The sequence below is a fragment of the Streptococcus sp. LQJ-218 genome (assembly GCF_003428885.1).
Taxonomy (GTDB): Bacteria; Bacillota; Bacilli; order Lactobacillales; family Streptococcaceae; genus Streptococcus.
The window spans coordinates 187383-207056 of the sequence record NZ_QQRU01000001.1; the positions used below are offsets into that span (position 1 = coordinate 187383).

The 19674-nt window shown below is 40.4% G+C and carries 18 protein-coding genes; 4 read left to right on the plus strand and 14 right to left on the minus strand.

The features are described 5' to 3' along the window. Nucleotides 1–113 precede the first annotated feature (113 nt). Entirely contained in the window at nt 114–785 is a 672-nt protein-coding gene (locus D2908_RS00980; RefSeq protein ID WP_117304227.1) for a CPBP family intramembrane glutamic endopeptidase, read from the minus strand. Between the two features lie 224 nt (nt 786–1009). Between D2908_RS00980 and D2908_RS00985 the strand changes: the two genes are divergently transcribed. From D2908_RS00985 to D2908_RS00995, 3 genes are all read left to right on the plus strand, one after another. After that, nucleotides 1010–1819, plus strand: coding sequence for a Cof-type HAD-IIB family hydrolase (locus tag D2908_RS00985; protein ID WP_117304229.1), 810 nt, complete (start codon nt 1010–1012; stop codon nt 1817–1819). A 142-nt stretch (nt 1820–1961) separates the two neighbouring features. Further along, nucleotides 1962–2870: an ATP-binding cassette domain-containing protein gene (locus D2908_RS00990; RefSeq protein WP_117304231.1), complete on the plus strand. Its 909-nt coding sequence runs from the start codon at nt 1962–1964 to the stop codon at nt 2868–2870. A gap of 10 nt (nt 2871–2880) precedes the next feature. Further along, nucleotides 2881–3642 carry an ABC transporter permease gene (locus tag D2908_RS00995; RefSeq protein ID WP_117304232.1) on the plus strand — a complete coding sequence of 254 codons (762 nt, stop codon included), beginning with the start codon at nt 2881–2883 and terminating at the stop codon, nt 3640–3642. 41 nt (nt 3643–3683) lie between these two features. On the opposite strand, the gene D2908_RS01000 is transcribed toward D2908_RS00995, so the two are convergent. The 8 genes from D2908_RS01000 to D2908_RS01035 form a co-directional block, all read right to left on the minus strand. Continuing rightward, nucleotides 3684–4562 carry a HAMP domain-containing sensor histidine kinase gene (locus tag D2908_RS01000; protein WP_117304234.1) on the minus strand — a complete coding sequence of 293 codons (879 nt, stop codon included), beginning with the start codon at nt 4560–4562 and terminating at the stop codon, nt 3684–3686. After that, nucleotides 4559–5260, minus strand: a complete 702-nt coding sequence (locus D2908_RS01005) for a response regulator transcription factor (protein WP_117304236.1) — start codon at nt 5258–5260, stop codon at nt 4559–4561. The genes D2908_RS01000 and D2908_RS01005 overlap by 4 nt, the downstream gene beginning before the upstream one ends. 190 nt (nt 5261–5450) lie before the next feature. Next, nucleotides 5451–6326 (minus strand): N-carbamoylputrescine amidase, encoded by an 876-nt coding sequence (gene aguB, locus D2908_RS01010; RefSeq protein ID WP_117304238.1) that lies wholly within the window; start codon nt 6324–6326, stop codon nt 5451–5453. Nucleotides 6327–6335: 9 nt separating this feature from the next. Beyond that, on the minus strand, nt 6336–7421 hold the full coding sequence (gene aguA, locus D2908_RS01015) for an agmatine deiminase (protein WP_117304240.1): 1086 nt from the start codon (nt 7419–7421) through the stop codon (nt 6336–6338). Beyond that, a complete protein-coding gene (nspC, locus tag D2908_RS01020) occupies nt 7418–8545 on the minus strand; it encodes a carboxynorspermidine decarboxylase (protein WP_117304241.1) in 1128 nt (375 codons plus the stop codon). The genes aguA and nspC overlap by 4 nt, the downstream gene beginning before the upstream one ends. Continuing rightward, complete coding sequence (locus D2908_RS01025) at nt 8545–9804, minus strand: saccharopine dehydrogenase family protein (protein ID WP_117304243.1); 1260 nt, start codon at nt 9802–9804, stop codon at nt 8545–8547. Before D2908_RS01025 ends, nspC begins: the two co-directional genes overlap by 1 nt. Then, nucleotides 9801–10661, minus strand: coding sequence for a polyamine aminopropyltransferase (gene speE / locus D2908_RS01030; protein WP_117304245.1), 861 nt, complete (start codon nt 10659–10661; stop codon nt 9801–9803). The genes D2908_RS01025 and speE overlap by 4 nt, the downstream gene beginning before the upstream one ends. Continuing rightward, complete coding sequence (locus D2908_RS01035; protein WP_117304247.1) at nt 10662–12116, minus strand: aminotransferase class I/II-fold pyridoxal phosphate-dependent enzyme; 1455 nt, start codon at nt 12114–12116, stop codon at nt 10662–10664. A gap of 711 nt (nt 12117–12827) precedes the next feature. Between D2908_RS01035 and D2908_RS01045 the strand changes: the two genes are divergently transcribed. Further along, a complete protein-coding gene (locus D2908_RS01045) occupies nt 12828–13523 on the plus strand; it encodes a VIT family protein (protein ID WP_117304250.1) in 696 nt (231 codons plus the stop codon). A gap of 41 nt (nt 13524–13564) precedes the next feature. On the opposite strand, the gene D2908_RS01050 is transcribed toward D2908_RS01045, so the two are convergent. The 5 genes from D2908_RS01050 to D2908_RS01070 all read right to left on the minus strand — a co-directional run bounded on the left by D2908_RS01050 (nt 13565) and on the right by D2908_RS01070 (nt 19582). Continuing rightward, a complete protein-coding gene (locus D2908_RS01050; RefSeq protein WP_117304252.1) occupies nt 13565–15553 on the minus strand; it encodes an ABC transporter permease in 1989 nt (662 codons plus the stop codon). 1 nt (nt 15554) lies between these two features. After that, the gene (locus D2908_RS01055) at nt 15555–16313 is read right to left on the minus strand and encodes an ABC transporter ATP-binding protein (RefSeq protein ID WP_000173358.1); all 759 of its coding nucleotides are present in this window, start codon (nt 16311–16313) and stop codon (nt 15555–15557) included. A gap of 372 nt (nt 16314–16685) precedes the next feature. After that, entirely contained in the window at nt 16686–16958 is a 273-nt protein-coding gene (locus D2908_RS01060; RefSeq protein WP_117304253.1) for a PspC domain-containing protein, read from the minus strand. A 58-nt stretch (nt 16959–17016) separates the two neighbouring features. Continuing rightward, nucleotides 17017–17466 carry a SprT family protein gene (locus D2908_RS01065; RefSeq protein WP_117304255.1) on the minus strand — a complete coding sequence of 150 codons (450 nt, stop codon included), beginning with the start codon at nt 17464–17466 and terminating at the stop codon, nt 17017–17019. Then, nucleotides 17453–19582, minus strand: coding sequence for a Tex family protein (locus D2908_RS01070; RefSeq protein ID WP_117304257.1), 2130 nt, complete (start codon nt 19580–19582; stop codon nt 17453–17455). Before D2908_RS01070 ends, D2908_RS01065 begins: the two co-directional genes overlap by 14 nt. Between the last annotated feature and the right edge of the window lie 92 nt (nt 19583–19674).

Genomic DNA, 19674 nt, shown 5'->3' on the forward strand with positions numbered 1-19674 from the left:
ATTTTTCATTACCTTTTATTATACCATGATTAGCCACCCAAGTCTGAAAATAATCAGTTTTTGCTCATCTGTTGAAAAGAAAATGCCGGATCTTCCGACATTGTTTTAGTAAGCTAACTTCCTGAAAATAGTTGTAACCATACATCCCAGAAGGCAGTGATATTGATGAGAATATGAACTAGTATTGGATAGTAGAGACTTTTTGTCAAGCGATACAGTAGAGCTAAAATAAGCCCTCCACTAGCATAAATGAAAAAAGCAAGAGGTGTTAAAGCGAAATTGATATGAATATAACCGAAAATAATAGCAGAAAGCAAAACATCTCCGTACCAAGGCGAGTTTTTGAAAAAGGTTGTCATAAGCACACCGCGATAAATCAATTCCTCAGCAATAGGGCCGATGAAGCAAGCTATGAGCAAGAAATAGGGTAATTCCTGTCTCCCTATCATTTCTATCGTTTCATTCAAAGAAATTTGATTTGAAGACGAGGGTATGAAATAAGACAAGAGGAAGTCCGACATATACGAAATGATGTAGCCCAGTAAAAGGTAGATAAAGTACCTCAACTGCCACTTAAAATGAAAAGTCTTCTTTCCTGCAAAAACTAATAGGTAGATGACTGCTGACAAAAGAACACCACTTTCCAGCAAAAGTAGAATCTGAAAAAACTCACGACTTGCTGGTAGATAGGACTTTGCTAGGTGATTGAAAAGCCCCCAAAACCAAGTTGATTTGTAAAAAATGAAGGACAATGCTAGTAAAATTTGAATAATCCGTTTTTTCATATTAAATTCTCAGCTTTTCTTTTTCTTGACTAGAATATTGAATAGAATGGTCTGCTTAAGTAAATAACAAACTTAGTATAGCATATCTTTGTAAAATATCCTCTTCAAATCTTAAAATGTTCTCCAAACATCCTAAACTGTAAGATCAATTAGTCTCGTTCCTTTTACCATTTTATTTCCTAAAATATGCTATAATAATACCAAAAGATAAAGAAGGAAGACCTATGATTAAACTACTAGCCTTGGATATGGACGGAACCCTCCTCAATGAAGCCAAGGAAATCCCTCAAGCTCACATCGCTGCTATTCATCAAGCTATTGAAAAAGGTGTCAAACTGGTTCTCTGTACGGGCCGCCCGCTTTTCGGCGTCCTCCCCTACTACAAAAAACTAGGACTTGACCTCCAGAATGAATATGTGATTGTGAACAACGGTTGCTCAACTCATCAGACAAGTGATTGGAGTCTGGTTGATTGGCAAGAACTCAGTCCAGCAGACATCGAGTACCTCTATGACCTAGCTGAAAAAAGTGAGGTTCAGTTGACTCTTTTTGATGAGGAGCATTATTTTGTCCTCGGTGGCAAGCCTAATGAAATCGTTCAAAATGATGCTAAACTAGTTTTTTCAGACCTGACTGAAATTTCTCTTGAGGAAGCGACTAGTGGCAAGTATCGCATGTTCCAAGGTATGTTTTTGGGCACCAAAGAGCAAACAGACGATTTTGAGGAGCGTTTTGCTGAGGAGCTTTGCCAACGATTTAGTGGAGTTCGTTCGCAGCCAGTCATTTATGAAGCTATGCCACTTGGAACGACAAAAGCTACTGCTCTTTCACGACTAGCTGAGATTTTGCAAATTGAACCGTCAGAAATTATGGCCATGGGCGATGCCAATAACGATATCGAAATGCTCCAGTTTGCAGGACTTGGTGTTGCAATGGGAAATGCTAGCGACCATGTCAAATCCCTAGCTGATGACGTTACAGCCAGCAACGAAGAAGACGGCGTTGCGCGTGCCATTGAGAAATATATTTTATAGTAAAGAAGCCCAGTTCGTGTCAACTGGGTTTTGATATTTAAGAATTCCCTAAAACTTTAGAAACTCTTTAGAAATCCTTGAGCTTTCTTTGATTTCTATGCTTTATACTAAAGTTATCAAAATAAATCAAAAGGAGAGAATCATGAAAACAGTACTTGACATTCATGGATTGTCCAAAAACTTCGACAAACAAGCTATTCTTCAGAATCTTCATTTAACGATAAGAGAGGGAGATATTTATGGACTTATAGGAAAGAATGGAGCTGGGAAGACTACCTTAATAAAAATTATTACGCAACTACTGTTTGCGGATAAAGGGACTGTTTCCCTCTTCTCTAGCCAAACGGAAAATGAGTGGACCAAGGCTCTATCTCGAGTAGGTTCAGTGATCGAATCACCTGTAGCTCATAATCACTTAACAGCCTATCAAAATCTGAAATATTATTGTATGATTCGCCATATTCCAAATGCTGATCAAGTTATTCGTGAAACCCTGGACTATGTAGGGTTGTCAGATACAGGTAAAAAGGTCTTTCGTGATTTCTCGCTAGGAATGAAACAAAGACTTGGTATCGCCATTCCCCTTCTATCCAAACCAGACTTCTTGATCTTAGATGAACCTATCAACGGTCTCGATCCAATCGGTATCAAAGAATTTCGTCTGATGATTCAACGGCTCAATCAAGAAAAAGGGATCACCATTCTCATCTCTAGCCATATCTTGTCAGAACTCTATCTCCTAGCCAATCGCTTTGGTATTTTAGATCAAGGCAAGATTATCCGTGAAATTAGCAAAGCTGAATTTGAAACACTAAGTGAGGATTATATTGTCCTTAAGACAACTGACCAAGAAAAAGCTTGCCAAGTATTGAAAGAACAAATTCAGCTCCAGTTCAAGGTTGTTAATCCAGAAAATGAAATCCATATCTTTGGTCAGGAACAAGATGTCAAACAGATTCTCAAGGAATTAACCTTGGCAGATGTTGCCATTGACGAGATTTACTATGCCCGTCAAAACCTAGAAGAATACTTCACTCAATTGGTCGAATAGGAGGAAAATCATGATACATACCATTCAAGCAGACTTTTACCGTCTTTTCCGTTCCAAAGGATTTTGGATTACAGAGCTCGTTCTCTTTGCACTCATGTTAATGGGGGCTGTTTTTGGAGCTACAGGACAGATCATATCCGTCAGTACAAGTACAAACGCAGAAACCGAACTGCCAAGCAAGGGATGGGATGGTATACAAGCCCTTATTAACACCTCTAGCAATAGCTCAAACCTAGTTTTTCTCTGTATTATCCTTGCTTGCTTAGTTCTAGGAGTTGATCTTATCGGAAAACTCTATAAAAACAGTTTGACAGTGGGTGTTTCTCGCACAGAATTCTTCCTAGCCAAGTCTGTAGTATTAGCAAGTATCGCTCTAATGCAAATTCTTGTTAGCCTAGTTATTGCTTTCGTACCAGCGACTATCTTAAACGGTCTTGGTACGATGCCAGAAGGATTTATTGGCAATCTCCTTCTAACAATTTCTCTTCAATTTCTCTGCATTCTAGCTTGGCTATCTATTGTTTCCTTCATTCTCTATGTGACTCATTCTTATTTGGCTGTTTTCATTGGCTATTTAATCAGTTCTACCTTACTTTCAATGCCAATGCTCATCTTTCCAGATATCGAGATTTTGCGCTATTTATCCTTGAACTTTGCCTATGCCATGACTGCTAATAGTGAGTCAATTCTCTACACACTTATAGTTAGCTTAGCTGTTATTGTAATCTTTAATATAGGTGGACTGACAGTGTTCAAAAAGAAAAGTCTATAATAAAACGACCTCCTCTAGCCTACAGAGGAGGTTTCTTTTTGTTAAAAGTAAATGAAAACCGACAACCATTGCCCATCTGTGCTTAGTTTCATCTCTGCACCGAGAAGATGACATAATTCCTCAGTGATATAAAGGCCTAAACCAGAGGATTCTTCTGTGTCTGATAGATTTTCAGAATAAAAACGGTTGCTGAGCTTTTCTATTTTGTTGATGGGCTGTTTAACAAGGTTTGAAATCTCTAAGACAAACTGTTCTTTTTCCTTTCTCAAAGATAGCCGCGCTTCTTCCTTGCCATGCTTGAGGACATTTCCAAGCAGATTTTGTAAAATTCTATCCAGTAAGTCTTCATCGGTCCTCGTTGTTAAACCAGCTTCAACCTTAAAATCAAGCGTGATATTTGCCGCCTGAAAAACATCATAATAAGCCAGAGTCTTTTTGGTAATAAAAGCGGAAAGGTCCACTTCTTCCAGTTTCGGTTTGACGGCTCCTTCCATCAAACGACGATATTCTAGGAGTGCCTCCAAACGTTTAGAAACTAAATCAAGATGCTGGGCGATTTTTTGTAAGGTTTCTGATTTGTTTTCAGGAGTTTTTATCAATTGTTGGGTGTAGCCTGAAGCGATAGTCAGAGGTGTCCGAATATCATGGGCGATATTGCTGATGGCCATATCCAGAGTCTGTTTTTCCCTTTTCATAACCAACCGAGATTGTTCCACTTCCTGAAATAGATTCTCAATCTGCTGGTAGAGTTGTAAAAAATGTTTGGAAAAAATGTTGACTCCTACTCTTTTCATACTACCTGTGAGAATCTTGTCTTCAATCTGTTGACTCAAGTTTTTAAGTGCTAGATGATAGCGAATCAATGCAATCGATAAAATAATTAGGAGTACCAATAGGATAAAGATTATCATGTAGGTCATTGCTTGTCTCCTTTTAATCTTACCCCAACTCCCCAAATGGTTTCAATATATTCTTGATTTGGGTCAAGCTGGTTTAATTTTTTACGAAGATTACTCAAATGCGTATTGAGGGTATTATCTCCAGGTAGATAGCTCTCCTCCCAGACCAATTCATAAAGTTCTTCCTTGGTAAAGATTTTCTTTGGATGTTTGAGTAGAGTTTGAAGAATCAAGCATTCTTTCTTGGCAAGGCGAATCGTTTCCTGGCTATTTTTGATTTCAAAACTTTCTGCATCAAACCGGATATTTTTCAAGTTTTGTGGTAGATTTTCAGTTTTTACTATTTCCACAGGCTGTTTTTCTACACTTTGGCGTAATTGAACAGTAACTCTAGCAAAGACTTCGTCCAAATCAAAAGGTTTCACTATGTAATCATTGGCACCGTCTAAGAGATATTGACTGATTAACTTCTTATCGCTCAAAGCCGTTAGCATAATGACTGGAATTTGACTTTGTTCCCTGATGGCTTTTAAAACCTGATCCCCATTTTTCCCAGGAAGCATGATATCTAGTAAAACGAGGTCAATTCCACCTTGGTCAAAAAGCATGATTCCTTCTGTTCCTGAAAAGGCTTGAATCACCTCATGCTCCTCAGTAAGAAGTGTTCGCAAAATTTCTTGAATGTCACTATTGTCTTCGATAACCAAAATCCTAGCCATAAATACCAACCTTTCTGCAACTATTATAGCATGTTTTATTGATAAAGCTTAAACAGAAAGGCTCCTCGCATAAAAGCGCGAGAAAGCCTTAGAGGGTTAAAATATAAAATCCACTTGCTAGATGACATAGTATCCTTGTAGTTGCTAGTGAAAACGAGTCTAGCAGAATGAATCTCTCATTTCTCCCCTACTAGTCCGTAATGCGTTGATACATTTCGGGTCTTCTATCTCGAAACAAGCCCCAGTTTAGGCGTTCGCTTGCTCCCTTGTCTAGATCATAAGTAGCTAACAGAACAGCTTCTCCTTGTCTTTCAGCTCGCTCTAGAATAACTCCTGTTTCATCCGTCATAAAGGACGATCCGTAGAAGTTAAGACTAGAATTTTGCCCACCATTTTCCTCACTTGGAGTGACTCCCTCTAATCCATAACGATTGGCTGCGATGACTGGAACAATATTTGCTGCTGCATGCCCTTGCATGGTACGTTGCCAGTGACCACAACTGTCCGTATCTAGGATAGGCTCAGAGCCAATAGCGGTTGGATAAAAGAGCAATTCAGCACCATTCAATGTAAGACAGCGCGCTGTTTCAGGAAACCATTGGTCCCAACAGATGCCAATCCCAATCTTAGCATAGCGAGTATCCCAGACCTTGAAACCTGTGTTGCCAGGCGTAAAATAAAACTTTTCTTGATAGTAATGATCATCTGGTATATGGGTCTTTCGATAAACACCCAACACCACACCATCTGCATCAATGATAGCAATGGAGTTATACAAGACATTGCCATCTTTTTCATAGAAACTGATCGGTAAAACGACTTCTAGTTCTTTAGCAAGCTCCTTAAAATGCAAAATGGCTGTATTTTCTGTCACCGACTGGGCATGCTGGTAGTAGTCATACTGACGTTCCTGACAGAAATAGGGACGTTCAAACAACTCGGGTAAGAGAATGATTTGTGCGCCTTGTTCTGCAGCTTGACGTACTAGGCGTTCCGCCGTTTGAATATTTGTTGTCACATCCTTGGCGCATTGCATCTGAATGGCTGCAACCGTTACATTTCTCATCTTTTTCTCCTATTCTGGGATTTGTTGGGTAATGCAGTGGATATTGCCACCACCTAAGAGAATATCTCTTGCAGGAATTCCGACAACATCTCGGTCTGGGAAACACTGGCTGAGAATATCCAAGGCCACTTGATCGTTAGCATCCCGAAATTGAGGCACCAAGACAGATTTATTGGCGATATAAAAATTCACATAGGAAGCCGCAAGACGCTCTCCCTCATAACGCTCCTCTTCCCCTTCTTCATAGGTATAGCCTGGTAAATCTTCTTCTGTAACGACTTGATGACGAGCTGGAACCGGGAGTTTATGAATAGTGAAGGGACGGCCTTTTGCATCAGTTTCCTTCTCTAAGAGAGCTAGATCAGCTGCAGACATGGCATACTGGGGATCATCTTGGTCTTCTGTCCATGCTAAAACAAGCTCTGCAGGACCAACAAAGGCTGCCACATTATCGACGTGTTCATTTGTCTCATCCTGATAAATACCATAAGGCAACCAGATAACTTTTTCGGCACCAAGACTCTCTAGTAAGGTTTCTTCAATCTCCTCTTTAGTCAGGTGAGGATTGCGACCAGGACTGAGCAAGCAACTTTCTGTAACAAGAATCGTACCTTGACCGTCACTGTGAATAGCTCCACCTTCTAGTACAAAAGGTTTGGCATCGTAAACAGGCATTTCCAAGGCCTGAGCAAAACGACTGGCTACTTGGTCATCATCTTCATAATCTTGATACAGACCATCAATAGCACCACCCCAAGCATTGAAAGACCAGTCTACTGACAATTTTTTCCTTTTATCATTGAGGAGAATGGTCGGCCCTGTATCACGCGCCCAGGCATCATTTGTCTGAATATCTAAATAAACAACATTGTCTCCAAGATAAGATTGTGCTTCAGATAGATAGTCTTGCTCCACCAAAAGATAAACTGTTTCCCATTGGGCAATGATTTTGATAATCTGGCTAAAGGCCTTCTTAGCGGCCTTTCCTTCAAAAGGCCAAGATCCGGGTCGAGTCGGCCAGATCATGAGAGTCCCATGATGGGGTTCATACTCTGCAGGCATACGATAACCTAATTTCTTTGGGCTGTCCATCATGATAATCTCTCCTTAAAGTCTTTGTAGCCAAATGCTTTGACTAGACTGCACTCACCCTCTTTATCCATGAGATACAAACTTGGAAGCCCAATGCCGTTAAAGGTATTATTTTTGACAAAGGAGTAAATAGCCATGTCTTCAAAGTAAAGTCTATCTCCAATTTCAACTGGATTTTCAAAACTATAATCACCAATCACATCGCCTGTCAGACAAGTATTGGAAGAAAGTCTGTAAGTATGGGCTTTTTCCTGTGCCTCAAAGCCATTTCTCAAAGGTGGACGATAGGGCATCTCAAGTACATCAGGCATATGGCAGGTCGCAGAGGCGTCTAAAACCAAGATTTCCATACCATTTTCGACAATATCTAAGACTTCTGTCGCTAGATAACCCGCATTAAGGGCAATCGCTTCTCCTGGCTCGATATAGACGTCAAGGTTATAAGTTTCTTGAATGCGTTTAATCTCAGAAATTAGTAAGTCCACATCATAGTCATCTCTCGTAATATGATGACCTCCACCCATATTGAGCCATTTAACTTGATGCAAATAAGCTCCAAACTGGTCTTCTACTGCTTTTAAGGTTGTCTCTAAATCATCTGCCCCCTGCTCACAGAGGGTATGAAAATGAAGACCATCCACCAAATCTAGTAAATCACTCGGAATCCTGTCTAGAGTGACTCCAAAACGGGAGCCAGGTGCACAAGGGTCATAGAGCGCGTGGTCACCTTGCGTTGAACATTGAGGGTTTATGCGCAAACCAACACTGATACCAGCATCTCGACAACGTTGACCATATTTTCGTAATTGTCTCTCTGAGTTAAAAACAATATGATCAGATATTTTCAGTAGCTCTTCCATATCTGATTCCTTGAAAGCTGGTGCAAAAACATGGACTTCCCCAGGGAACTCTTCTCTAGCTAACTTAGCCTCATAGAGTCCACTAGCTGTCGTACCTGACAGATATTGACTAATTAAAGGATAGGTTTTGTAGAGAGAATAAGCCTTTTGAGCTAGCAAAACCTTACAACCTGCCTTTTCCTGAACCTGGTGCAGAACACTACAATTTTTTTCTAGTTTTGCTAAATCAATGACATAGGCTGGTGTTGGTACTTGTTCTAGCTTCATTAGTCCACCATTTGTGGATTTTCAACCACAACCCATGGCAAACCGTATTTATTTAAAGCTTCCATGAATGGGTCTGGATCCAACTCTTCAAGGTTATAAACTCCAGGCTGTTTCCATGTACCATCCATCACTAATTTTGTCCCAATCATGGCTGGAACACCTGTTGTGTAAGAAATGGCTTGTGAACCAACCTCTGCATAGCACTCCTGATGGTCGCAAACATTGTAAATGTAGATTGTCTTTTCAACGCCATCTTTGACACCTGTAAAGATACAGCCGATATTTGTTTTTCCAACTGTACGTGGGCCAAGGCTTGCAGGATCTGGAAGCAAGGCTTTCAAAAATTGAATTGGTACGATTTCTTTTCCATTAAAATTAATAGCATCTGTACGAAGGAGCCCAACATTTTCCAAGCATTTCATGTGAGTTAGATAAGATTGACCAAAAGTCATAAAGAAGCGAATCCGTTTAACTCCAGGAATATTCTTTGCTAATGATTCGATTTCTTCATGGTGGAGGAGATACATATCTTTTTGACCAACTTGAGGGAAATCGTACTCACGCTTGATAGACATAGCTTCAACCTCAACCCATTTCCCACCTTCCCAGTAAGAGCCTGGCGCAGAAACCTCACGGAGATTAATTTCTGGGTTAAAATTAGTTGCAAATGGATAACCGTGGTCACCACCATTACAGTCTAAAATATCGATATAGTGGATTTCATCAAAGTAGTGTTTGAGGGCGTATGCTGAAAAGACGCTGGTCACCCCTGGGTCAAAACCAGAACCAAGTAGAGCAGTTAAGCCTGCTTCCTTGAATTTATCTTGGTAAGCCCATTGCCATGAGTAGTCAAAGTAAGCAGTAAAACCAAGTTCTTTGCAACGTTTCTCATAAATAGCACGCCATTCAGGGTCTTCTGTGTCTTCTGCTTCGTAGTTGGCTGTATCGATATAGTGGACACCTGTTGCCAAACAAGCATCCATAATGGTCAAATCTTGGTATGGTAAAGCTACGTTCAAAACAGCTTCTGGTTTGTAGCTTTCAATCAGGGCAATCACTTCTTCGACCTTGTCAGCATCAAGAGCAGCTGTCTCAATCTTTGTACTTGTTTTTCCTTCTAATTTAGCCTTTAAGTCATCACATTTTGACTTGGTACGACTAGCAATCATAATCTCTTTAAACGTTTCGCTGTCTTGGCAAATTTTTGAAATAGCAACTTGGGCAACGCCCCCACATCCAATAACTAATAAACGACTCATTTTTTCCCTTCCTCTTCTTCTAAAATGTCCTCTACATACTTGGGCAACATAAAGGCTCCCACGTGTAAGTTTGCAGTGTAGTATTCTGTGAAAAGCTGACGTTTTTTCCAGCCTTCCTTGTCAAAATCTTTAACAGGGTGGTATTTTTTCGAAGCAAATCCAAACAACCAATAGCCAGCAGGACTAGTTGGAATATGGGCCTGATAAACCCGACTGATTGGAAAGGCTTGATTGACCTTGCGGTGCATGCTTCGGCATGCTGACTCATCCTCGTCAAAGAAGGGACTCCCATGCTGGTAGATCATGATACCATCTTCCTTCAGAGCTCGATAACTGTTTCCGTAAAATTCCTTGGTAAAGAGCCCTTCCGTATGACCAAACGGATCTGTCGCATCGTTAATGATAATATCGTAATCATCTTCACAGTTTCGCAAAAATCTCAGTCCATTTTGGTAGTAAATGGTGACACGAGGATCATCAAGCCCAGCAGTAAAGTCTGGAAAATACTCACGACAGACCTCAACCAACATCTCATCTGGTTCCACAATATCGATTTGCTCCAATTCTGGATAGAGTGTCAAAACCTGAGCAACACCACCGTCACCACCCCCAATAACCAAGACTTTCTTTGGATTGGGATGGACAGCCATAGGAACGTGGACAGTCATTTCGTTGTAGACAAAGTCATCTGCATCTGAGAACAAGACATGCCCATTTAAAATCAAAATCTTTCCAAAAGCTGGCGTATCTAATACTTCAATATCCTGCCACTCACTTTTTCCAGCATAGAGTTGCTTGGCAGTTCTCAGGGATAATTTCACATCTGGAGTATGAACTTCAGAAAACCATAAATCCATCTAGTTCTCCTTTCTTTCAATAACGTTGATGTGATTGACCTCTGGATCTTCCGTTCCTTGGAGGGAACAACCACGTTCCTTTGCAAATTGGATATAATCGACAATTTCTCGTGTAATGCGTTCACCTGGCGCTAGGATTGGAATTCCTGGAGGATAACACATGACAAATTCCCCACAGACTTGGCCAACGGATTCGTCTAATGTTAAGCTTCTTCTCTCTGCATAGAAGGCTTCCTGAGGAGATAGCACCAACTCGGGCTGGATATATTCTCCAGCAATCAAGTCCTTTCCATCTCGTGAGTAGAGTCTCTTGATATCAGCTAAAGCACCAACCAAACGTTCAATGTCTTGAATGCGGTCACCAATTGAAATGTAGGCCAAGATATTGCCGATATCACCAAACTCAATCTGAATGTCATATTCATCTCGTAAGAGATCATAAACCTCAATCCCTGTTAGACCAATACCCTGAGTGTAAACTGACAGCTTGGTTACATCAAAATCACAAACCGACACACCATCTACTAGTTCTTTTGAGTAGGCATAGTAGCCACCGATGGCATTGATTTCACGACGAGCATACTCGGAGAGCTCAATAACCTTCTCAAAGGACTCTTTGCCACGAAGGGATAAGTTGCGACGTGAAATATCTAAACTAGCCATCAACAAGTAAGAGGCGGATGTTGACTGGGTCAGGTTGATGATTTGACGAACGTATTCAGGATTCATCTGCTCCCCGATTAAAAGAAGCGAACTTTGGGTCAAACTCCCACCAGACTTATGCATAGAAACTGCTGCCATATCAGCACCTGCATCCATAGCAGACAGAGGAAGTTTATCTGTAAAATGCAGATGAGCACCGTGTGCCTCGTCTACTAAGACTTTCATTCCTGCGGCATGAGCCATCTCTGTTAATCCCTTAAGATCTGAACAAATCCCATAATAAGTTGGATTGTTAATGAGGATAGCCTTGGCATCCGGATGGTCCTTAATAGCTTGTGCCACACGATCATTTTCAAGACCTAAAGCGATACCAATCTTAGGATCCACACTCATCTCGATATAGATGGGAATAGCTCCACACAAAACAAGGGCATTGATAGCTGATTTATGGACATTTCGAGGAAGGATGATTTTATCTCCAGCTTTACAAGTGGAGAGAATCATGGTCTGCACGGATGAGGTTGTCCCGCCAATCATTAAAAAGGCATGAGCAGCACCGAAAGCCTCTGCTGCTAGTTCTTCAGCTTCGCGAATAATCGAAATAGGATGTCCTAGATTGTCCAAGGGCTTCATCGAATTGACATCAATACCAACGCATTTTTCCCCTAAAAGTTCCACTAATTCTGGATTCCCACGACCACGTTTGTGACCAGGTACATCAAATGGTACAATTCTTTTCTTTCGTAATTTGACCAGCCCCTCATAGATGGGGGCTTGGTTTTGATTTAACATTATAAAGACATACTCCTTTATCATAGCTTTTTTCACCTTGTGTAAGGCTCTAAAGGATACTCATGAAAAAAGAGCAGGTTTTCACCTGCTCTGCAATCTTCTGACGCGTTTATTTTGGTTTCTGTTGAGTATGTCTGTTCCTGATGTTTCCTAACTCTCTAGTAGCAAATATTACGTACTTTATTGATCGTTTCACAAGATGACGTGTGCTTTCACCACACTAAAAATTTATGAATTAGGACAAGTGTCCTAACATCAACTTATAAAAGTAGGCTTTTAACCCTATCAATAATGTGGTTTTTCAACCACGCTTCGGCATTCAACCCTGCCTGTCCGTAGGCATTTTTTACTCGGGTTTATATTTGCTAGAAAACATCATCTCATTTTCTAAGCTTCATTACTATATCATGTTTTTAAGAACTTGTAAAGTGTTTTACGAAAAAAGTATAAAAAAGTTCGTGAAATATTTGAATTTTATTAAATTAAACACTAATTATTTTCTTGTAAACGATTATAAAATGAACGAAACACTTATTCTATGTTACTAAAAGTAATCGAAAATCATTCTATATCCCTTACCTTCTGTATTTGTTCTATTAGAGAAACTGACGATACTTTTACATTATTAAAATCGTGCAACTTTTTTCAGATACTTTTAAAAGATTGATTTCATTACCTATTTCCTTTATACTGGATAAAAAGGAGATTAGTATGTCAGAAACAAATCACGAAATCGATTCAAATTTTGCAGGTCGTTTAAATATTCTACGTGCGGGTGTTCTTGGTGCCAATGATGGAATTATTTCCATTGCAGGTGTGGTTATCGGGGTTGCTAGTGCTACGAGCAATATCTGGATTATCTTTTTATCAGGATTTGCAGCTATTTTGGCCGGTGCCTTCTCAATGGCAGGTGGAGAATATGTGTCCGTTTCAACTCAAAAAGATACCGAGGAAGCAGCCGTTGCGCGTGAGCAAGTCTTGCTAGACCAAGACATGGAGCTAGCTAAAAAGTCCCTATATGCTGCCTATATCCAAAATGGAGAATGCGAAACCTCTGCCCAACTGCTCACCAACAAAGCCTTTTTAAATAATCCGCTCAAGGCTTTGGTAGAGGAAAAATATGGGATAGAGTATGAAGAGTTTACCAATCCTTGGCACGCTGCTATCTCTAGCTTTATTTCTTTTTTCCTTGGTAGCTTACCACCAATGCTCTCAGTGACCATTTTCCCAAGTGAATACCGCATCCCTGTTACTGTCCTTATCGTCGGTGTGGCCCTTCTTCTCACTGGTTACACTAGTGCCAAACTTGGAAAAGCCCCAACCAAAACGGCTATGATTCGGAACCTTGCTATTGGTCTCTTGACTATGGGAGTTACCTTTCTGCTAGGACAACTTTTCAGCATTTAGAATACAAGAAATACCTCGATTTTGAAGTCGAGGTATCTTTTTTACATTTGCACAATCTTGCGATAGCTTCTAGAAGTAATCATAAAAATCAAGACATAGGCGATGAGGAAGATAGCGCAGATAGACAAGGTCACAATCAACATCATAGTCGTATCTAGTACACCAATCACTTTTAAAATAAGACTAAGCATATGGTAGGCAAAGGCGAGGTGTATGAAGGCAAAGAGCAAAGGAAGGAAGAAAACAGTTAAAACCTGTTTGTTAATGGTTTGCTTGATTTGCTTTTGATCTAAACCAACTTTCTGCAAGATAATAAAGCGCTCACGGTCTTCATATCCTTCAGAAATTTGCTTGTAGTAGATGACCAGAACGGTTCCGACCATAAAGATAATGGATAGGAAAATACCAATAAAGAAGACACCGCCAAAGAGGACACTCATTTGAGCACTAGCATCTGCTAGAGTGCTACCATACACATAGTTACCTTCAGTGTTTAATTGAGCATTAAACTTTTGTAAGTATTTTTCATATTCTTCAGCGACTTTGAGTTGCTCTTCTTCACTGATACTTACATTCATACCACCGTAAAACTGATTATAGATATCCGAATCTGGGAATTGGTCCAAAAAGGCTTGTAAATTAGGTACAACAAGGTAATTGTAATCAGAAGTCAAAATATTAAACTGATTTGGAACATGGTTTACAATGAAATCTTTAGTAAATTCTTCTTTGACAGAAAATTGATGATCATTTAGAGTTAGAGCTTTCTGTTCTTTAACTCCCTCATTCTTTGCAAAGAGTCCAACCTCATTTCCTGATAGAGAAAGTTTTTGACCAGTCATAGTTTCATAATCTTTTTGGTCAAATACCATAAAAACTGTTTTGACTTGGACACGGTTTTGTCCTTTTTCAAAAATGGTTAACTTGCTACCTTCTTGGTTTCCAACACCAAAGTAAGCGTAACGAAGAACTTCTTTCTCTTTAATCTTATAACCTTTATCACTTGCAAACTGGCTCAAGAGTTTGTCCAAGTCTTCTTTTTCAACATTTTGTCCAGTAATCCCAAAATCATGAGGATTTAGAACTTTTTTAAAGGATTCTGCGGAATTGAAAATGCTAGTCGCTGCTGACATGGTTACCAAAACCATTGTTGACAAAATAGCGATGGTTGCTAGTCCAACCGCATTTTTCTTCATACGGAAAATCAAGTTGGACACTGAGATAAGGTTATTTGGTTGGTAATAGTATTTTTTGTTTTTCTTTAAAATTTGTAGGAAGACTGTAATCCCTGCATTAAACAAGAGATAGGTGCCAATTATAACCAGCAAAACAGCTAGGAAGAAGGTTGTTAAGGCTGTAAGGGGATCTTTTACTGTAAGGGCAAGATAATAGCCAATCCCTAAACTTATAGAACCAAGAATGGTTTGGAGAGGAAGGAAGCGACCTTTTTTCTCACCACTAGCTTTCTCACGTGAGAGCTGGAGGGCATTCATGCGGGCGATTCGAAGGGCATTCAGGAACATGAGGCCTAGGAAAATCAAACCAAAGACAACAAGTACTGTAATGACAACTTTCATCTGGAAAGTAGCGACTAGTTCTACCTTTAATTTCATCAGTTTGAGTAGGAAAGCGAAAATCAACTTGTCAAACAAGGCTCCAATACCGATACCTGCACCAACGGTTAGAATTCCAAATAGAACCAACTCCTTAAAGGTCATACTAATCAGATGGCGCTTCTCCAAACCCAGCATACCATAAATCCCCAGTTCCTTGGAACGGTTTTTCATGACAAAACTATTGGCATAGAGGACGATAATGGCTGATGCAAGGGTGACGACAACCATACCAAATCCAAGTGTAGCTTGAATGGTTTCCCCTCCACGAATTTCTGCAATCTTTGGATTGAAAGTTAGAGAGTAAAAGAGATAGGTGACAGTGACTGCCAAGAGAACAGCCAGCGCAAAAGGATAGTAGAGTTTGCGGTTTTTAATCAAGTTCGATACCGCTAACTTATTGGTTAATCGAAACATACTAATTCACCTCGCTTGCCATGACAGTCAAGGTATCAGAGATCTCTTGGAACATCTGACGCTCTGTCTTCTCTCCACGGTAGATTTGGTTGTAAAGAATGCCGTCTTTGATAAAGAGTACACGTTTAGCCCTACTAGCTGCTGCTGTTGAGTGAGTTACCATGAGAATGGTTTGGCCACGTTCATTGATTTCATCAAAGACATCAAGTAAGGCTGCAGATGACTTGGAATCAAGGGCTCCTGTTGGCTCATCCGCAAGGAGAATTTCAGGTTCTGTGATGATGGCGCGGGCTACTGCTACACGCTGTTTTTGACCACCAGAAATCTCATAAGGGTATTTCTCTTGTAATTGGTTAATACCCAGATTCTCAGCTGTCACCACCAATTTCTTCATCATCTCTGTAATAGGTCTTCTTGACAAGACAAGCGGAAGCAAGATATTGTCCTTAACAGACAGAGTATCTAGCAAGTTAAAGTCTTGGAAGACAAAACCCAATTTTTCACGACGGAAGCTAGAAGCCTGTGAATTTTTAATGGTTGCTGTATCAGTTCCATTCAGGTAAACCTGCCCACGACTTGGTTTATCCAGCATAGCTAAAATATTGAGAAGAGTTGATTTACCAGAACCAGACTCACCCATGATAGCGACATAGTCACCTTTTTCCACGGTAAAGTGAATATCCTTGAGGGCCTCTACTTGGTTGCCCTGAAAACGAGTTTTATAAATTTTTTGAACGTGTTTTACATCTAAAAGTGTCATGAGAATCTCCTTTCTTAATATCCCATCAAATGAAATGTTGCTTGCATCATAGCGCATCCCAGCTGAACACGCTCGATATCTTTGTGACTTGGTTTTCTTGTTTTCTCATGTAAGGTTTGTTTCATGATGTTACTCCTTTGTTCTTTATGAGTCTAGTTTACATCAAAAAAAGACCGCTTGCCATAACCTAACCTTACAAAAGAGACTTTAATCTTACATTTTTGTAAGATTGGGGGAAATGTAAGCATTTCATTAAAAATATTTTACCATAAAAAGAAAGTAAGAAGAAAACCCTTGCAGATACAAGGGTTCAAAAATTTTAAAATAGATTAGTCGAATTCATAGACTAACAGTAAAATAAGTGTTTCTACCTCACCAAAACCAGCCTTCATTATCGTCAATGGCTTGAGCTTCTTTGCGTTTACGTGGGCCTGTTCCGTACATTTCTGCTTCGATTTCTTCCTTGGTTGGCATGATAGAAGCTAGGATGATATAGATAATCACACCAAGTCCAAAATTTGCGACTGTAAAAATAGCAAATAGAAAACGAACAAGAATAACATCAAAGTTCCACTTGTCTGACAGACCTGCCAGAACTCCTGAAATCATGCGATTTCGTCTCATTTTATAAAATTTACTGTTCATGTTCTTTCCTCTTTCTGCTAGATTAGACTTAGTATATCACGAATAGGCTCGGCTTTCATCAGTCCTCAGGCTGATTTACTAGTAATAACTTCCCTCGACAAAGTCCACAGCGATAGCGTTTAGTATCAATCCTCCGCTTGCGCTGATACCTTTGCTGGCAGGATTGGCAACGATAGAGCTTAATTGGTTTGGAGTTACTATTAGGCAAGGTTGGAACAAAACGTAATCCATCCACTGCTTTCAACAGTTCCTTAAAATCCCGATCCTTGTGTTGATAGCCCTTCCCTTGAAAATAGAGGTGATAATGACAGAGTTCATGTCGGACAATTTTCCTAAAAACATCCAAACCCAGTTCCTGATAAACTTTTGGGTTGAAATCCAAATGCCCATCCTTGGGGAAAAATCGCCCACCTGTCGAACGTAGGCGAGAATTCCACTGAGCTTGATGGATAAAAGGTCTCCCGAAGTCTTCTAGCGAAACTTGCTTGACGTAATCAGTCAGTTTCATTTGGAGCTAGGAGTGACAGATTAACTTTTTCACGTTCAGTATCGATTTTCTTAACCCAAACGGTTACCAAATCTCCGACGGACACCACTTGGCTAGGATGTTTGATAAATTTTCGGCTCATATGGGAAATATGAATCAGACCGTCCTCATGAATCCCAATGTCAACGAAGGCACCAAAGTCAACGACGTTCCGCACCACACCTTCTAGCTTCTGGCCTACCACTAGGTCTTTGATATCTAGGACATCTTGTCGAAGCACAGGTGCGTCAAAGGAGTCACGGAAATCTCGACCTGGTCTGAGAAGATCTGCAATGATATCTTTAAGAGTTTCTGGACCAAGGTCTAGCTCTTGCGCCATTTCCTTGATTGAAAGGGATTTGAGTTTGCCTTGGGCTTCTTCGTTTAGGTCTTTAATATCTAAACGTTTGAAGAGTTCCTTAACAGCACTGTAATTTTCTGGGTGAACTCCTGTATTATCGAGGATATTGCTACTTTCAGGGATACGAAGGAAACCAGCAGCCTGTTCAAAGGCCTTGGCCCCCAGACGAGGAACTTTCTTGATTTGGGCACGTGAAGTGATTTTTCCTTCTTCTTCACGGTATTTGACGATATTTTCAGAGATAGTTTTATTGAGTCCAGCTACGTGGGAAAGAAGAGCTGGACTGGCTGTATTGACATTGACACCGACTTGGTTAACCACCGTGTCCACGACAAAATCCAGACTTTCAGACAATTTCTTCTGGCTGACATCGTGCTGGTATTGGCCGACACCAATTGACTTAGGATCGATTTTGACCAATTCTGCAAGAGGATCCTGCAAGCGACGAGCAATAGAGATAGCAGAGCGTTTTTCAACGGTCAAGTCTGGAAATTCCTGACGAGCAAGTTCGCTGGCAGAGTAGACCGAAGCACCACTTTCATTGACAATGACATAGCTGACTTCAGGGAAATCTTTCAGAATTTCCGCTACAAAAGCTTCACTTTCCCGACTGGCCGTCCCATTTCCGATGGCAATAATCTCTACACCGTATTGACCGATTAAGTTTTCCAAATCTTTCTTGGCTTCTTGGATTTGACGAGCTGATGCTGGTTTGACAGGATAAATGACCTGAGTTGTCAGCATTTTTCCTGTTGCATCAACGACAGCTAGCTTGGCACCTGTACGAAAGGCTGGGTCAAAACCCAGAACCACGCGCCCTTTCAGCGGAGCAACCAAGAGAAGATTGCGCAGATTATCAGAAAAGAGTTGGATAGCCCCTTCTTCTGCCTTCTCGGTTAATTCTGTCCGAATACGGCGCTCGATAGCAGGCAAGACTTTCTTTTTAACAGATTGCTGAACTACTTCGTCTATATAGGCATTTTTCACTTTGAAACGAGCAACAAAGAAGGCAAGAATACGGTCTGTCGCATGTTCAAAACCGACCTTCAAGACACCTAGCTTCTCCCCACGATTGAGGGCTAAGGTACGATATCCTTGCATATTTCCAACCGTCTCTGAAAAATCATAATAAATCTGAAAAACCTGCTTTTCATCAAGATTTTCATCCTTGACTTGAGAAGTGAGTTTAGAGTGTCTCAGCACTTCCTGATAAGTCATAGCACGTAAATTGACATCCTCCGATAAGGCTTCTACCAAGATATCAACTGCACCAGCCAAGGCTTCCTTTCCACTCGCAAATCCTTCACAGACAAAATTTTCAGCTTCTTTCTCTAAGTCAGATACATTCTGCAAAATCAAGCGAGCAAGCGGAAAGAGCCCTGCTTCACGGGCAATGGTTGCTTTGGTCCGACGTTTTTCCTTGTAAGGAAGGTAGAGTTCTTCTACGTCTGCTAATTTTTCAGCTGCTAAAATAGCTTCTTCCAATTCCTTTGTTAGCTTGCCTTGTTCTTGAATCTTAGCCAAGACAGCTTCCTTACGGTCATTGAGATTCGTCAGGCTTTTATCCAAGTCGATAATGGCCTTAATCGCCACCTCATCCAAACTACCAGTCATGTCCTTGCGATAACGCGCAATAAAGGGAATAGTCGCCCCTTCAGCTGTTAAACTTAGAACGGTATCAATTTGTTTTAACGTTACACCCAAATCCTGGGAGATTTTTTCATATTTTTTATCCATGAATCTATTATACCACAAGCTGAAAGGCTTGCTCCAGTCCTTTTCAACTATCGAAAACAAATTAAAAAACTCCCTTTTCCTCAAAATAGTAG

Excerpts from the sequence above, each read along its gene's own strand:
- D2908_RS01050 (WP_117304252.1), bottom strand. The coding sequence starts at position 15,553 with ATGTTTCGATTAACCAATAAGTTAGCGGTATCGAACTTGATTAAAAAC.
- D2908_RS00980 (WP_117304227.1), bottom strand. The coding sequence starts at position 785 with ATGAAAAAACGGATTATTCAAATTTTACTAGCATTGTCCTTCATTTTT.
- D2908_RS01065 (WP_117304255.1), bottom strand. The coding sequence starts at position 17,466 with ATGAAACTGACTGATTACGTCAAGCAAGTTTCGCTAGAAGACTTCGGG.
- speE (WP_117304245.1), bottom strand. The coding sequence starts at position 10,661 with ATGGATTTATGGTTTTCTGAAGTTCATACTCCAGATGTGAAATTATCC.
- D2908_RS01025 (WP_117304243.1), bottom strand. The coding sequence starts at position 9,804 with ATGAGTCGTTTATTAGTTATTGGATGTGGGGGCGTTGCCCAAGTTGCT.
- D2908_RS01060 (WP_117304253.1), bottom strand. The coding sequence starts at position 16,958 with ATGAACAGTAAATTTTATAAAATGAGACGAAATCGCATGATTTCAGGA.
- D2908_RS01035 (WP_117304247.1), bottom strand. The coding sequence starts at position 12,116 with ATGTTAAATCAAAACCAAGCCCCCATCTATGAGGGGCTGGTCAAATTA.
- D2908_RS01070 (WP_117304257.1), bottom strand. The coding sequence starts at position 19,582 with ATGGATAAAAAATATGAAAAAATCTCCCAGGATTTGGGTGTAACGTTA.
- D2908_RS00985 (WP_117304229.1), top strand. The coding sequence starts at position 1,010 with ATGATTAAACTACTAGCCTTGGATATGGACGGAACCCTCCTCAATGAA.
- aguB (WP_117304238.1), bottom strand. The coding sequence starts at position 6,326 with ATGAGAAATGTAACGGTTGCAGCCATTCAGATGCAATGCGCCAAGGAT.
- D2908_RS00990 (WP_117304231.1), top strand. The coding sequence starts at position 1,962 with ATGAAAACAGTACTTGACATTCATGGATTGTCCAAAAACTTCGACAAA.
- D2908_RS00995 (WP_117304232.1), top strand. The coding sequence starts at position 2,881 with ATGATACATACCATTCAAGCAGACTTTTACCGTCTTTTCCGTTCCAAA.
- aguA (WP_117304240.1), bottom strand. The coding sequence starts at position 7,421 with ATGATGGACAGCCCAAAGAAATTAGGTTATCGTATGCCTGCAGAGTAT.
- nspC (WP_117304241.1), bottom strand. The coding sequence starts at position 8,545 with ATGAAGCTAGAACAAGTACCAACACCAGCCTATGTCATTGATTTAGCA.
- D2908_RS01055 (WP_000173358.1), bottom strand. The coding sequence starts at position 16,313 with ATGACACTTTTAGATGTAAAACACGTTCAAAAAATTTATAAAACTCGT.
- D2908_RS01000 (WP_117304234.1), bottom strand. The coding sequence starts at position 4,562 with ATGACCTACATGATAATCTTTATCCTATTGGTACTCCTAATTATTTTA.
- D2908_RS01045 (WP_117304250.1), top strand. The coding sequence starts at position 12,828 with ATGTCAGAAACAAATCACGAAATCGATTCAAATTTTGCAGGTCGTTTA.
- D2908_RS01005 (WP_117304236.1), bottom strand. The coding sequence starts at position 5,260 with ATGGCTAGGATTTTGGTTATCGAAGACAATAGTGACATTCAAGAAATT.